We start from the raw sequence: 13,167 nt of genomic DNA, 5'->3' as shown, positions 1-13,167 counted from the left end.
CGTGGCGGGGCCGTGCCCGGCGGCTACAGCTTTCCCATCACATCTTGCCGGAAGCCGTGGACCTCGCGCTTGCCCGCCAGCGCCACGAGCGTGACCTCGCGCGTCTGCCCAGGCTCGAAGCGTACGGCCGTGCCGGCGGGGATGTCGAGCCGGAAGCCGCGCGCCCGCTCGCGCTCGAAGGCGAGTGCCGGGTTGGCCTCGTAGAAATGATAATGCGAGCCGACCTGGATCGGCCGGTCGCCGGTGTTGGACACCGTCAGCGTCAGGCTCTCTCGGCCGGCGTTGAGCACGAGATCGCCCGGCAGGGTCGTGACCTCGCCGGGTGTCAGCCGCCCGGCCGAGCCGCGGATCGGCTCGTGCACCGTGACCAGCTTGGTGCCATCGGGAAAGGTCGCCTCGACCTGCACGTCGTGGATCAGCTCGGCGATGCCGTCCATCACCTGGTCGGCGGCGAGCACATGCGCGCCGGCCTCCATCAGCTCGGCGACGGAACGGCCGTCGCGCGCGCCCTCGACCACGAAGTCGGTGATCAGCGCGACGGCCTCGGGATGGTTGAGCTTGACGCCGCGCTCCAGCCGTCGCCGCGCCACCATGGCGGCCATGGCGACCAGCAGCTTGTCCTTTTCGCGCGGCGTCAGGTTCATGCTCAGGCCTTCCCGTCTTCCTGCTCTTCGGTCTCGTCGGCGTCCTCGCCGACTTCGTCGTCGCCGTCCTCGTCCTCGTCGTCGAGGTCGATCTCGGCGTATTCGTAGCTGAAGACGATCTCGCCGCTGGCCGGATCGAAGGCGCTCAGCGTCGAGTCCTCGAAAGCCTCGATCAGCATTTCGGCATCATCGGGGCCGTCCACGTCGAAGCGGCGCACGGCCTGCTCGCCCTCGGCGTCCAGCGAAAGCTCGATCGCCCAGCCGCGGGAGCCGGTATCGTAGATGCACTTCAGTCCTTGGATCGCGAGCATCGCGCCCTCCTCAGGTTGACCAGGTGCGCGGCAGCGCACGACCGGTCACTTGGCCGAGCAGGATGACGAGCGCGCGACGCAGGGCCTGCGCGTCACCGGCGAGGAGGCGGACGATCACCAGCCCCTCGACGACGCCGGCAGCGGCCTCGACGCCGGCGAAGCCGGGCTCCGCGGCAATCAGGGCGCGGATCTCCTCCAGCCGCTCCGGTTCGCGCGGACCGGCGAGCAGCACGGTCGAGACCGCGCGGGCGCCCTGCCCCACCGCCGGGCGCGCGAGAATGTCGGCGATCGGCCCCTCAAGCCGCAGATCCTCGGCGAAGACCAGCCGCCCGTCGCGGCGGATGCGCCAGCGGTCGCGCAGCGAGCCGCTGCGCAGCGTCTCGCCCATGGCGCTGCGGCCGAAATAGAGCGTCTCGGCGGCGACGAACCGCGCATCGCCCGCGAGATCGACCGAGAGCGTGCGGGCGAGACGTGCGCCGTCGAACAGGATGGTCTCCTGCGGCAGCCAGGCGAGGCAGGCTCCGGTCGCGACCGACAGTACGGTGTCGACGCGGGTGTCGCTGCCCTGGCTGCGATAGATCTTCTCGGCGGCCTGCGTGGTCACCACGGCCTGCGCGCCGACATCGACCGCCACCGTGGTGGTGGCACGGTCGCCACCGGCCATGCCGCCGGCGGTGTTGATCAGCACCGCCTCGCAGACATCGTCGTAGCTGGTGGGGATGCGGGCCCGATAACCGCCGCTCTCGGCGAGTTCGAGGCGCAGGCTGCGAGTGCCGACGCGGCCGAAGTGCAGGCGCACGCCGCCCGCCGCGCGGACATAGTCCGGCAGGATCGGAATGGCGGCTTCGGGCAAGGCAGGCGCGAGCATCGGGCTCCCTTTTGGGCGCCCCTGCATCTTTCAGCGCCAGGGGCAGCCCGGCAAGAGGCAGGCCTGGCGCCCCCGCCCGAATTTCAGGCAGCACCCGCCCGTGATGCGGGCAGTCGTACCCAGGGGATGCCGGGTGTCAGGGGTGCCCAGCCTCAGGGATGGTCGGCGAGGAAGCGCTCGACCTCGGCGCGGTCCGGCGTCCCGGCCCGGCCGCCGAAGCGGGTGCACTTGATCGCGGCCACGGCGGAGGCGAAGCGCACCGCAGCCCGCTCGGACTGGCCCTCGGCGATGGCGAGCGCGAAGGCGCCGTGCCAGACATCGCCGGCGCCGAGCGTATCGACGACCTCGACCTCGAAGGCCGGCATATGGGCGATGCCGCCATTTTCCATGAAGAGCACGCCGCGATGGCCGAGCGTCACCGCGAGCCAGTTCTGCGCGCCCTGCGCCATGGCGGCGATCGCCGCATGCGGATCGGCGCCACCGGAGATCTCGCTGAGCGCCTTCTCGCTGAAGGCGACATGGCTGGCGACGGTGACCATCTCGGGATGGGTCGGCTGGCGGTCGCCGTCGATCACGCCGGGCACGCCGGCGGCGCGCGCCAGCTTCAGCGCCGCAAGCGAGCCCTCGCCCCAGCGCGTATCGACCAGCACGGCGTCGGCGCCCTGCGGCAGGGCGGCCGGCAGCCAGTCGGTCGTAAGCGGCGTCGCGGGGTCGGTGTAGGACACGACCATGCGCTCGCCCTGCGCGTCGATGAGGATGGCGGAAACCGGCGAGCGCAGGCCGGGAAAGCAGGCGGCGAGGCTGGTGTCGACGCCGTCGCGATGCAGCTCGGCGCGGATGGCGTCGCCGGTGATGTCGTCGCCGAGGCGCGTCGCCAGCCAGGCCTTGCCGCCGAGACGGCCGATCGCGGCCGAGGCGCTGCCGGCGCAGCCGCCGCCGGTGACCACGAGGTCGCGCGCCCGGTCCTTCTCGCCGGGCTGGGGCACGCGCTCCACGCCATAGACATAGTCGAGCGTCGCGATGCCGAGACAGAAAACGCCAGCCATGATCCTCGTCGCCCGTCGGGGCGCCTCCTCCGGCGCCGCCACGTCATCCGGCGGTCGCGCTGTCCGTCGCTTGTCGCAAGCCGGCCGGGAGCGCAAGCCCCCGGCCGCGCGAGGTCACCAGCTGCCGGTGTTCTGCATGCTGGCCCAGGGCTCGGCCGGCGGCTTCGGATCGCCCTTCTGCAGCAGCTCGATCGAGATGCCGTCGGGCGAGCGGATGAAGGCCATGTTGCCGTCGCGCGGCGGCCGGTTGATGGTGATGCCGGCCTTCATCAGCTTGTCGCAGGTGGCGTAGATGTCGTCGACCTCATAGGCGAGATGGCCGAAATTGCGGCCGCCGGTGTAGACCTCCGGATCCCAGTTGTAGGTCAGTTCGAGCGTCGGGCGGCCGCGGCTGCCCTGCTCCCGCACCGTCGGCTCGTCCTCGGGCGCGGCGAGGAAGACCAGGGTGAAGCGGCCCTTCTCGTTCTCGATCCGGCGGGTTTCGACCAGGCCGAACTTGGTGACATAGAAGTCCAGCGCGGCATCGAGGTCGGTGACACGCACCATGGTGTGGAGATATCGCATCGGCGGTTCCTTCCGGAGTGCGGGTTGATCGCGTCCCTGAATCGAGCAAAACGACCCGGAAGCCAAGAGACGAGGTTACAGTCGCGCATGAGCGAGATGCAGCACAGCAGGCTGACCACAGCCCAGATCGCCTCGATCAAGCAGCGCGCGGCGATCCTGTCGGTGATGGCGACGGTGCTGCTCACCGGCGCCAAGCTGATCGGCGCCATCCTCTCCGGCTCGCTGGCGCTGCTCGCCGACGCGCTGCAGGGCATGGTCGACATCGGCTCGACGCTGTTCACCTGGTTCGCCGTGCGCGCCGCCGACAAGCCGGCCGACGACGACCATCATTACGGGCACGGCAAGGTGGAGTCGCTGGCGGCGCTGGTCGAGACCGCGATCCTGTTCGCCCTGGCCGGCGCGGTGCTGTGGGAGGCCGGCCAGCGGCTCTGGTTCGACCGCACCACCGACGTCACGGTCACCCCGGTGATCATCGGCATCCTGCTGCTCTCGATGACGGTGGACGCGATCCGCTGGCGCTCGCTGGTCAAGGTCGCGGCCCAGACGCGCAGCGAGGCGCTCGCCGCCGAGGCCACGCATTTCTCCGCCGATTTCGCCGGCTCGGCGCTGGTGCTGCTCGGCCTGCTCGGCGCCTGGTACGGCTTCGAGCGTGCCGACACCGTCGCCGCCTTCGCCATCGCCGCCTATACGGCGCTGTGCGCCTATCGCCTCGCCCGCCGCGCGCTGGGCACCCTGCTCGACACCGCGCCCGAGGGCTTGAGCGAGCGCCTGCGCGCCGCCGCAGAGGCGGTGCCCGGCGTCGTCGCGGTGGACTGGCTCAAGGTGCGCCCGGCCGGCGGCCGCAGCCATGGCGAGATCGGCATCCGCGTCTCGCGCACCCTGCCGCTCGACCGGGTTACCGCGATCAAGGCGACGCTGGCCGAACGGCTGGCGGCGGTCGAGCCCGACGCCGAGATCACCATCACCGCCAACCCCGTGCAGCTCGACGACGAGACGGCGCTGGAGCGGGTGCTGCTGATCGCGCTGAAGATGCGCATCCCGGTCCACCACGTCTCGGTGCACGCCATCGGCGAGCGGCTCTCGGTCAGCCTCGACATGGAGGTCGACGCCCGCACCCCGATCGTCGAGGCGCACGACACCGCGACGCGGCTGGAAGCGGCGATCCGCTCCGAATTCGGCGGCGAGACCGAGGTCGAGACCCATATCGAGCCGCTGGAGACCGGCGCGCCGGCCGGCCACAATGCCGCCTGGCAGGAGGTCGAGGCGGTGGGGCGCGCGCTCTCCGACGAGGCCCTGCGCGTCGGCGGGCCGATCCACGACATCCACAGCGTGCGGGTTCGCCGCACCGCCAACGGGCTGGTGGTGAACTATCATTGCCGGGTGGACGCCGCGCTCGACGTCGCGACCGTCCACGACGCCGTCGACACGATCGAGCGCGCGGTCCGGGTGGCGATGCCGGAGATCTGCCGGCTCGTCAGCCATGCCGAGCCGGCACCGACCGCGACCGGCTGAGCGCGCTTCCGACCGCCGCGCTCACGGTCTACAGACGAGGCGACCACCCGATTCCCGACGGGACGAGAGCATGCGCGCCGAAGACACCCCGACGATCCGCCTCGAGGATTACCGCCCCTCCGACTGGCTGATCGACACCGTCGATCTCGATGTGGTGCTGGCGCCGACCAGCACCCGCGTGCGCGCCCTGCTGCAGCTGCGGCCCAATCCCGAAGGCCGGCCGGGTGCGCCGCTGGTTCTCGACGGCGACGAGATCGCGCCCGTCTCGGTCGCGCTGGACGACCGGCCGCTCGACGCCTCGGCCTACACGGTCTCGCCGCGCGCGCTCACTTTGCCTGCCCCGCCGGACCGCCCGTTCTCGCTGCGGATCGAGACCGAGCTCGACCCGCAGGCCAACACCAAGCTGATGGGGCTCTACCGTTCGAGCGGGGTCTACTGCACCCAGTGCGAGGCCGACGGCTTCCGCCGCATCACCTATTTCCTCGACCGGCCGGACGTGATGAGCGTCTACACCGTGCGCCTCGAAGCCGAGAAGGCCGACGCGCCGGTGCTCCTGGCCAACGGCAACCTCGTCGCAGCGGGCGAACTGCCCGGCGGCGAGCGGCATTTCGCCGTCTGGCACGATCCGCATCCCAAGCCGGCCTATCTGTTCGCGCTGGTCGGCGGCCGGCTCGACCATGTCCGCCAGCCCTATGTCACCGCCGATGGGCGCAAGGTCGAGCTCGCGGTCTATGTCGAGCCGGGCAAGGCCGACCGCGCCGGCTGGGCGCTCGACTCGCTGGTACGCTGCATGCGCTGGGACGAGCGCGTCTTCGGCCGCAACTACGATCTCGACGTGTTCAACGTCGTCGCCGTGTCCGACTTCAACATGGGGGCGATGGAGAACAAGGGCCTCAACATCTTCAACGACAAATACGTGCTGGCCGATCCCCATACCGCGAGCGACGGCGACTATGCCTCGATCGAGGCGATCATCGCCCACGAGTATTTCCACAACTGGACCGGCAACCGCATCACCTGCCGCGACTGGTTCCAGCTCTGCCTCAAGGAAGGCCTCACCGTCTTCCGCGACCAGGAGTTCTCGGCCGACGAGCGCTCGCGCCCGGTGAAGCGCATCGCCGATGTCCGCACGCTGCGCGCGACGCAGTTCAGCGAGGACGCCGGCCCGCTGGCGCATCCGGTGCGACCGCGCGCCTACACCGAGATCAACAACTTCTACACGCCGACCGTCTACGAGAAGGGCGCGGAGATCATCCGCATGCTCAAGACGCTGATCGGCGACGAGGCCTTCGCCCGCGGCATGGACCTCTATTTCGCGCGCTGCGACGGCACCGCCGCGACGATCGAGCAGTTCCTCGCCTGCTTCGCCGAGGCCTCGGGCCAGGACCTCTCCGCCTTCGCGCTCTGGTACGAGCAGGCCGGCACGCCGACCGTCACCGCGCGCGGCCGCTACGACGCGCAGGCCCGGCGCTACACGCTGGACTTCACGCAGAGCACGCCGCCGACGCCCGGCCAGAGCGAGAAGCGCCCGCTGGTCATCGCAGTCGCGCTCGGCCTCGTCGGCCGCGACGGCGACCTGCCGCTCGGCGGTGCCGTCCCCGCGCTCGCTCGCGACGGCATCTTCGTGCTCGATGCGGCCGAGGCCTCGCTGAGCTTCGAGGGCATCGCCGAGGCGCCGACGCCCTCGCTGCTGCGCGGCTTCTCCGCCCCGGTCAGGCTGGAGCTCGACCTCGACGACGCGGCGCTGCTGCGCCTCTTCACGGCCGACAGCGATTCCTTCAACCGCTGGCAGGCGCTCCAGACCGTGGCGACGCGGGCGCTGGTGCGCGCCGGACGTGGCGAGGCGAGCGACGCCGCCGCCAGTGCCGGCGCCATCGCCGGCGCGCTCGCGGGCTTCCTCGACGGCCCGGCCAGTGACGACCCCGCCTTCGCCGCGCAGGTGCTGCGCCTGCCGACGCCGGCCGACATCGCCCGCGAGATCGGCGCGCACGTCGATCCCGACCGGGTCCATGCGGCGCATCGCGCGCTGGCGACGGCGATCGCCTCCGCGCTCGCGCCCTCGCTCGCCACCCTGCACGAGGCGCTGCGCGCCGACGGCGCCTATTCCCCGGCAGCCGGCCCGGCCGGGCGGCGCGCGCTGCGCAACGAGGCACTCGGCCTGCTGGCGCTGGCCTCACCCGAGGATGCGACCGCCCGCGCCACCGCTCAGTTCGAGGCCGCGGACAACCTGACCGACCGGCTGGCGGCGCTGGCGACGATGACGCTGATCCCCGGCGAGGCGCGCGAGGCGATGATCGCCCGCTTCGCCGCCCTCTACGCCGAGGAGCCGCTGGTGATGGACAAATGGCTGCTGGCGCAGGCGCTGATCCCGGAAGCCGGGACGCTGGAGCGCGTGCGCGGCCTGATGGCGCGGCCGGGCTTCTCGCTGACCAACCCCAACCGGGTGCGGGCGCTGATCGGCGGCTTCGCGGCCAACCTCACCCAGTTCAACCGCACCGACGGCGCCGGCTACCGCTTCGTCGCCGACATGGCGATAGCGCTCGACCGGACGAACCCGCAGGTCGCCTCGCGCCTGCTCTCCTCGTTCAAGAGCTGGCGCATGCTGGAGCCGACCCGGCAGGCCGCCGCCAGGGCCGCGCTCTCGACGGTCGCGGCGACGCCCGGACTGTCGCGCGACGTCGCCGACATCGCCGCGCGCTCGCTCGCCTGAGAGGCGCTTCGACCTTCCGGACAGGCCACCTGTCCGGAAGGTTAACGATTCATTACGCGCACAGGATTCAGAGCCGATTCGGCCACAACCTACGCGCGCAAAGTGACGTTCCGATTCAACTCTGAGCTAGACAAAGCAACTCCGCGGGATTCAACTGACCGTGATTCGGGGATGCGGCACGTCTCCCGATCTCACCGACTAGTTGACTTCCGAAGGGGGACGGCATGACGCGTGTAAACGCGGCTTGCGCAGACGTGCGCGCGCGATCGATTCTCGGAGTGGCGAGATCCTTCACCCACCCGCTCTACCTGCGGTTCGAGCAGATCGAGCCGCTGGCGCGCCGCATCATCCCCGCACTGGTCGGCATCTTCGGCCTGGTCATGGCGCTCGGCGCCTATGTCCAGACCAACGCGTTGCGCGAGGACACGCTGTCGGAGACGATCGCCGAGATCGACCTCCTCGCCTCTCTGGTCGCCCGCGAGATCGACAACGCCTCGCGCGACGGGAAGGACATCGCCCCGGTGCTGCGCGCGCTGAGCACCAAGCACATCGCCGGCCGCGACCGGATCGTCCACGTCAGCGACGCCGCCGGGCGGCTCAACCTCAGCGAGCCGGTGATCGGCCAGGGCCCGCACAATCTCGTCGACCTGCTCGGCCCCTCGCAGGCGCTGACCGAGTTCGCCGACCGCGCCGGCGTGATGCGCGTCGTCCTGCCGGGCGGCGTCGAGGCCTTCGCCACGGTCCGCAACCTCGCCGCCCCGCTCGGCCAGCTCGCCGTGCTCCAGCCGGTGAAGCGCGCCCTCTCGCTGCTCGAAGAGCGGCTGCGCGCCATCCTCATCCTGTTCGCCTCGGCCGGCATCGTGCTCGCCGGCATCACGCTCGCCTTCCTGCTGCAATCGAAGCGCGCCCGCGCCGCCGACGAGGATTGCGACTGCGTCCGCGAGCGCATCGACACCGCCCTCAGCCGCGGCCATTGCGGCCTGTGGGACTGGGACCTGGCCAGGGGCCGCATCTACTGGTCCGACTCGATGTACGCCATGCTCGGCTACGACCGCGCCGGCGAGTACATGTCCTTCGGCGAGGTCAGCGCCTTCATCCATCCCGACGACGCCGATCTCTACGCCTTCGCCGACAAGATCAGCCGCGACGAGGCCCATCACCTCGACCAGGAATTCCGGGTCCGCAACGCCGCCGGCGACTGGATCTGGCTCAAAGCCCGCGCCGAGCTGGTGATCGACCGCCGCACCGGCTCGCGCCATCTCGTCGGGATCGTGGTCGACATCTCCGAGCAGCGCCGCATGGCCGCCCGCACCGCCAAGGCCGACGCCCGCCTGCGCGACGCCGTCGAGGCGATCTCTGAAGCCTTCGTGCTCTGGGACGCCGACCGCAAGCTGGTGCTGTGCAACGCCAAGTACCAGCAGCTCCACCACCTGCCGAGCGAGGCCGTCGCCTCCGGCACCGCCTATGACGAGGTGATGCGCTTCAGCGCCCAGGCCAGCATCGACCGCGAGCCGGTCCGCCGCCCCGGCTCGGCGCCGGGCTCCCAGTCCTACGAGGCCAAGCTCGCCGACGGCCGCTGGCTGCAGATCAACGATCGCCGCACCAAGGATGGCGGTTCGGTCTCGGTCGGCACCGACATCACCAAGCTGAAGCAGCAGGAGGAGCGCCTGACCCGCTCCGAGCACGAGCTGCTCACCACCGTCACCGACCTCAAGGCCTCGCGCCAGAAGCTCGAGGCGCAGGCCCAGCAGCTCGCCGAGCTCGCTGAGCTCTATCTCGAGCAGAAGGCCGCCGCCGAAAGCGCCAACCGCGCCAAGTCGGAATTCCTCGCCAATATGAGCCATGAGCTGCGCACGCCGCTCAACGCCATCATCGGCTTCTCCGAGATCATGGAGAGCCGGCTGTTCGGCGCGCTCGGCTCTGACCGCTACGACGAATATGTCCGCGATATCCGCAAGAGCGGCGGCTACCTGCTCGCGGTGATCAACGACATCCTCGACATGGCCCGCATCGAGGCCGGCCGGGTCACCCTGCAGAAGTCCGACGTCGCGCTCGACCTGGTGGTGCAGGAGGCGGTGCGCCAGCACGAGCCGGCCATCGCCCAGAAGAAGCTCTCCTTCACCAGCGAGGTCTCGCCCTCGCTGCGGCTGGAGGCGGATTCGCACGCGCTCTTCCAGATCCTCTCCAACCTGCTCGACAATGCGGTCAAGTTTACCCCCGAGGGCGGGCGCGTCGCCATCCGCGTCAAGCCGGTCAACGGTGCCGTCAACGTCTTCGTCGAGGATACCGGCATCGGCATCCCGCCGGAGAAGATCGACCGGATCGGCCGCCCCTTCGAGCAGGTCGAGGGCGACATGGCCCGCAGCTACCAGGGCTCGGGGCTGGGCCTCGCCATCGCCCGCTCGCTGGCCGAGCTGCATGGCGGCTCGCTGCGGCTGCGCTCGGTGCTCGGCTCCGGCACCATCGCGATGATCCGCCTGCCCGTGAAGGGCGACGGCGAGCCCCAGATGAACCGCGCCGCCTGAGGCGGCACGGACCGGCGCGCCAGCCTCAGCGCTTCTGCGCCGCCCCGAGGATCTGCCGGAACAGGCCGCGCACGGCGCTGCGCGTCTCGTCGAGCTCGGCCTTGAGCACCTTGGCGTCGGGCAGGCCGACCGCGGCGGCGATCCGCTGCATCACCCGCGCCGGCACCGCCTTCGGCTCGAAATCCTCCTCCACAGCGAAGCGCTGCCAGAGCTGCACGTCGCCGAGGAAGCGCGCGGCGGTCACCAGCCGGCCGGCATCCTCGGCCGCGATCACGCCGGTTTCGCGCGCCGCGGCGAAGACGCCGGCGGTGGTGCGGGCGAGCAGGCGCGGATGGTCATGGCCATGCGCCACCACCAGATATTGCGCCAGGAAGTCGAGATCGGTCAGGCCGCCCGCCGCGAGCTTGAGGTCCCAGGCGTTGGACTCGCCCTTTTCCCTGGCGATCAGCGCGCGCATCTCGGCGACCGCGGCCGCGACCCGGGCGGGCTCGCGCCGGCGCAGCAGGATATCGCGGATCGCGGTCTCGACGCGCGCGGCCAGCGCCGGATCGCCCGCCACCACCCGCGCCCGGGTCAGCGCCATCTCCTCCCAGATTTCGGCCTCGCCCTGGTGATAGGCGACGAGCCCCGAGAACTGCGTCGCCGCCGGGCTCTTGTTGCCCGAGGGCCGCAGCCGCATGTCGACCTGATAGAGCGAGCCGCGCCGGGTCGGCGCGGTGAGGGCCGCGACGAGACGCTGGGTGAATCGGACATGCCAGGTGACGGGGTCGAGCGCGCGGGCGCCGTCGCTGGCCTCGCTGTCGTCCGGCCGGTCGTAGACCAGCATCAGGTCGAGATCGGAGGATGGGGTCAGCTCACCGGCGCCGAGGCGGCCGAGGCCGACGACGACCGCTTCCGCCCCCGGCACCACGCCGTGCTCTGTCGCGAAGGCGCTGCGCGTATCGCTGAAGGCGACGGCGAGGCAGGCCTCGGCCACGGCGGCATAGCCTTGCGCCGCCTGCTCGGCGCTGACGACGCCAGAGAGCAGCCGCGCACCGACGAGGAAGTTCTCCTGCCGGGCCGCGTCGCGCATGCGGTCCAGCCCGTCCTCGACGCTGGGCGGCGGCGTGCCGACCATCGCCCGCACCCGGCGCACCACCAGCGCGGCATCCTGGCCCGGCGTGCGGAAGGCGGGATCGATCACCGTATCGAGCACATGGGGATAGAGCGCCGCGACCTTGGCCAGCCGCGGCGCGCTGCCGAGGATCTCGGCGAAGATCGCCAGCAGGGACTCGTGCGAGCGCAGCAGCGTCAGCAGCTCGACCGCCGCCGGCATGCGCACGAAGGCGTTATCGAGATGGGCGAGCGCGCCGTCCGGATCGGTGGTGCGGCCGAGCGCCACCAGCAGCGCCGGCGTCAGTTCGGTCAGCACCTCGCGGGCGCGGGCGCTGGTCACCGCGGCGCGCCGGCCGAAATGCCAGCCGCGCACGGTTTCCGCCGCGACGGCGGGCTGGCGGAAACCGAGCTTGCGCAGCGTCTCCAGCGTCTCGGGATCGTTCTCGGTGCCGGTAAAGGACAGCGCGCCGGCCTCGCTCGCCAGGCTCGGCGCATCCTCGAACAGCAGCGCGTAATGCCCCTCGACCCGCTTGGCATGGGCGGCGAGGTCCTTGCCGAAGGCCTTGGCGGAGGCATAGCCGCAGAAGCGCGCGAAGGCCTCGAGATCGCCGGCCTCGGTCGGCAGCGTCTGCGTCTGCTCGTCATGGCGCATCTGCAGCCGGTGCTCGATGGTGCGCAGCCAGCGATAGGAGGCGCCGAGCTCGTCACGCGCCTGCGGCCCGATCCAGCCCTCATTGGTGAGCTCGGCCAGCATCTCCAGCGTGCGCGGCCCGCGCAGCGCCGGCCGCCGGCCGCCGAAGACCAGCTGCTGCGTCTGCACGAAGAACTCGATCTCTCGGATGCCGCCGCGGCCGAGCTTGACGTTATGACCGGGCACCGCGAGCGTCTCGAAGCCCTTCACCGACTGGATCTGTCGCTTCATCGCATGGATGTCGGCGATCGCGGCGAAGTCGAAGTACTTCCGCCAGATGAAGGGGGCGAGATCGGCGATGAAGCGCCGGCCGAGCGCGAGGTCGCCGGCGACGGGCCGGGCCTTGATCATCGCGGCGCGTTCCCAGTTCTGGCCGACCGTCTCGTAATAGGCATAGGCGGTCGGCAGGGCGACGGCGACATGTGTCGAGCCCGGGTCGGGCCGCAGCCGCAGGTCGACGCGGAAGACGTAGCCGTCCGGCGTGCGCTCCTGGATGATGCGGGCGATCTGCTGGGTCAGCTTGACGAAGAAGCTGGTCGGCTCGGCGACGCCGGCCGCCTCCGCCGCCTCGGGATCGAAGAAGACGACGATGTCGATGTCGGAGGAGTAGTTGAGCTCGCCGGCGCCGTGCTTGCCGAGCGCCAGCACGACCAGGCCGGAGCCCGCGCCGGGCTCTGCCGGGTCCGGCAGGGTGATGCGCCCGAGACCCGCCGCCTGCTGCAGCACATGCTCGGTCGCGAGCTTCACCGCCATGTCGGCCGTGGCGCTCAGCGCCGCGGTTACGGTCTCGACCGACCAGACGCCGCCGATATCGGCGAGCGCGACCAGCAGCGCCATCGCCTGCCGGAAGCGGCGGAGCTCGCGCATCAGCTCGGCGGTGGCGGTCTCGGGCGTGCCGAAGCGAGCGACGCCCGCGAGCAGCGCATCGCGGCGGGCTTCCGGCGCGGTGGTCAGCGAAGCCAGCAGCCCGGCCGGATCGCGCCGCATGATCTGGGTCAGGAAGGGGGAATGCGCCAGCAGGCCGGCGACGAGATCGCGGGAGGCTGCATGCGCTGCGAAATGGGCGGCGAGCGCCGCGCCCGCCTCGGCGTCGTGCAGGCGCTCCAGCAGTTCGCGCGCCACCAGCGTCCCGGCCTGCGCCCGAGCCGGCAGCACCGGCGCGCCGGTCAGGCGCTCATGTAATGCGTCAGCCAAGGCTCGC

General features: G+C 71.2%; 9 protein-coding genes. 3 read left to right on the top strand and 6 right to left on the bottom strand.

The genetic code is table 11. The features are described from left to right. Positions 1 to 23: 23 nt before the first annotated feature. From ABE438_RS07050 to ABE438_RS07030, 5 genes are all read right to left on the bottom strand, one after another. Positions 24 to 644 (bottom strand): urease subunit gamma, encoded by a 621-nt coding sequence (locus ABE438_RS07050; protein WP_346501849.1) that lies wholly within the window; start codon positions 642 to 644, stop codon positions 24 to 26. A 2-nt stretch (positions 645 to 646) separates the two neighbouring features. Further along, positions 647 to 955: a hypothetical protein gene (locus ABE438_RS07045; protein ID WP_346501848.1), complete on the bottom strand. Its 309-nt coding sequence runs from the start codon at positions 953 to 955 to the stop codon at positions 647 to 649. Positions 956 to 965: 10 nt separating this feature from the next. Continuing rightward, positions 966 to 1,823 carry an urease accessory protein UreD gene (locus ABE438_RS07040; RefSeq protein WP_346501847.1) on the bottom strand — a complete coding sequence of 286 codons (858 nt, stop codon included), beginning with the start codon at positions 1,821 to 1,823 and terminating at the stop codon, positions 966 to 968. Positions 1,824 to 1,975: 152 nt separating this feature from the next. Beyond that, on the bottom strand, positions 1,976 to 2,869 hold the full coding sequence (locus ABE438_RS07035; protein WP_346501845.1) for a PfkB family carbohydrate kinase: 894 nt from the start codon (positions 2,867 to 2,869) through the stop codon (positions 1,976 to 1,978). Positions 2,870 to 2,983: 114 nt separating this feature from the next. Beyond that, positions 2,984 to 3,433 (bottom strand): VOC family protein, encoded by a 450-nt coding sequence (locus ABE438_RS07030; protein WP_346501844.1) that lies wholly within the window; start codon positions 3,431 to 3,433, stop codon positions 2,984 to 2,986. Between the two features lie 87 nt (positions 3,434 to 3,520). Between ABE438_RS07030 and ABE438_RS07025 the strand changes: the two genes are divergently transcribed. From ABE438_RS07025 to ABE438_RS07015, 3 genes are all read left to right on the top strand, one after another. Beyond that, positions 3,521 to 4,945, top strand: coding sequence for a cation diffusion facilitator family transporter (locus tag ABE438_RS07025; protein ID WP_346501843.1), 1,425 nt, complete (start codon positions 3,521 to 3,523; stop codon positions 4,943 to 4,945). Positions 4,946 to 5,015: 70 nt separating this feature from the next. After that, positions 5,016 to 7,655, top strand: a complete 2,640-nt coding sequence (gene pepN, locus ABE438_RS07020) for an aminopeptidase N (RefSeq protein ID WP_346501842.1) — start codon at positions 5,016 to 5,018, stop codon at positions 7,653 to 7,655. 278 nt (positions 7,656 to 7,933) lie between these two features. Then, positions 7,934 to 10,180: a PAS domain-containing sensor histidine kinase gene (locus tag ABE438_RS07015; RefSeq protein WP_346501840.1), complete on the top strand. Its 2,247-nt coding sequence runs from the start codon at positions 7,934 to 7,936 to the stop codon at positions 10,178 to 10,180. A 25-nt stretch (positions 10,181 to 10,205) separates the two neighbouring features. Here ABE438_RS07015 and ABE438_RS07010 read toward each other — a convergent pair whose 3' ends face one another. Further along, entirely contained in the window at positions 10,206 to 13,160 is a 2,955-nt protein-coding gene (locus ABE438_RS07010) for a bifunctional [glutamine synthetase] adenylyltransferase/[glutamine synthetase]-adenylyl-L-tyrosine phosphorylase (RefSeq protein WP_346501839.1), read from the bottom strand. Positions 13,161 to 13,167 lie beyond the last annotated feature (7 nt).

The sequence above is a fragment of the Allobosea sp. TWI1241 genome, assembly GCF_039673065.1.
Classification (GTDB): domain Bacteria; phylum Pseudomonadota; class Alphaproteobacteria; order Rhizobiales; family Beijerinckiaceae; genus Allobosea.
The sequence above is the reverse complement of the archived record's forward strand: the minus strand, read 5'-3'. Positions and strand labels throughout refer to the sequence as shown.

Excerpts from the sequence above, each read along its gene's own strand:
- ABE438_RS07045 (WP_346501848.1), bottom strand. The coding sequence starts at position 955 with ATGCTCGCGATCCAAGGACTGAAGTGCATCTACGATACCGGCTCCCGC.
- ABE438_RS07050 (WP_346501849.1), bottom strand. The coding sequence starts at position 644 with ATGAACCTGACGCCGCGCGAAAAGGACAAGCTGCTGGTCGCCATGGCC.
- ABE438_RS07025 (WP_346501843.1), top strand. The coding sequence starts at position 3,521 with ATGAGCGAGATGCAGCACAGCAGGCTGACCACAGCCCAGATCGCCTCG.
- ABE438_RS07040 (WP_346501847.1), bottom strand. The coding sequence starts at position 1,823 with ATGCTCGCGCCTGCCTTGCCCGAAGCCGCCATTCCGATCCTGCCGGAC.
- ABE438_RS07035 (WP_346501845.1), bottom strand. The coding sequence starts at position 2,869 with ATGGCTGGCGTTTTCTGTCTCGGCATCGCGACGCTCGACTATGTCTAT.
- pepN (WP_346501842.1), top strand. The coding sequence starts at position 5,016 with ATGCGCGCCGAAGACACCCCGACGATCCGCCTCGAGGATTACCGCCCC.
- ABE438_RS07030 (WP_346501844.1), bottom strand. The coding sequence starts at position 3,433 with ATGCGATATCTCCACACCATGGTGCGTGTCACCGACCTCGATGCCGCG.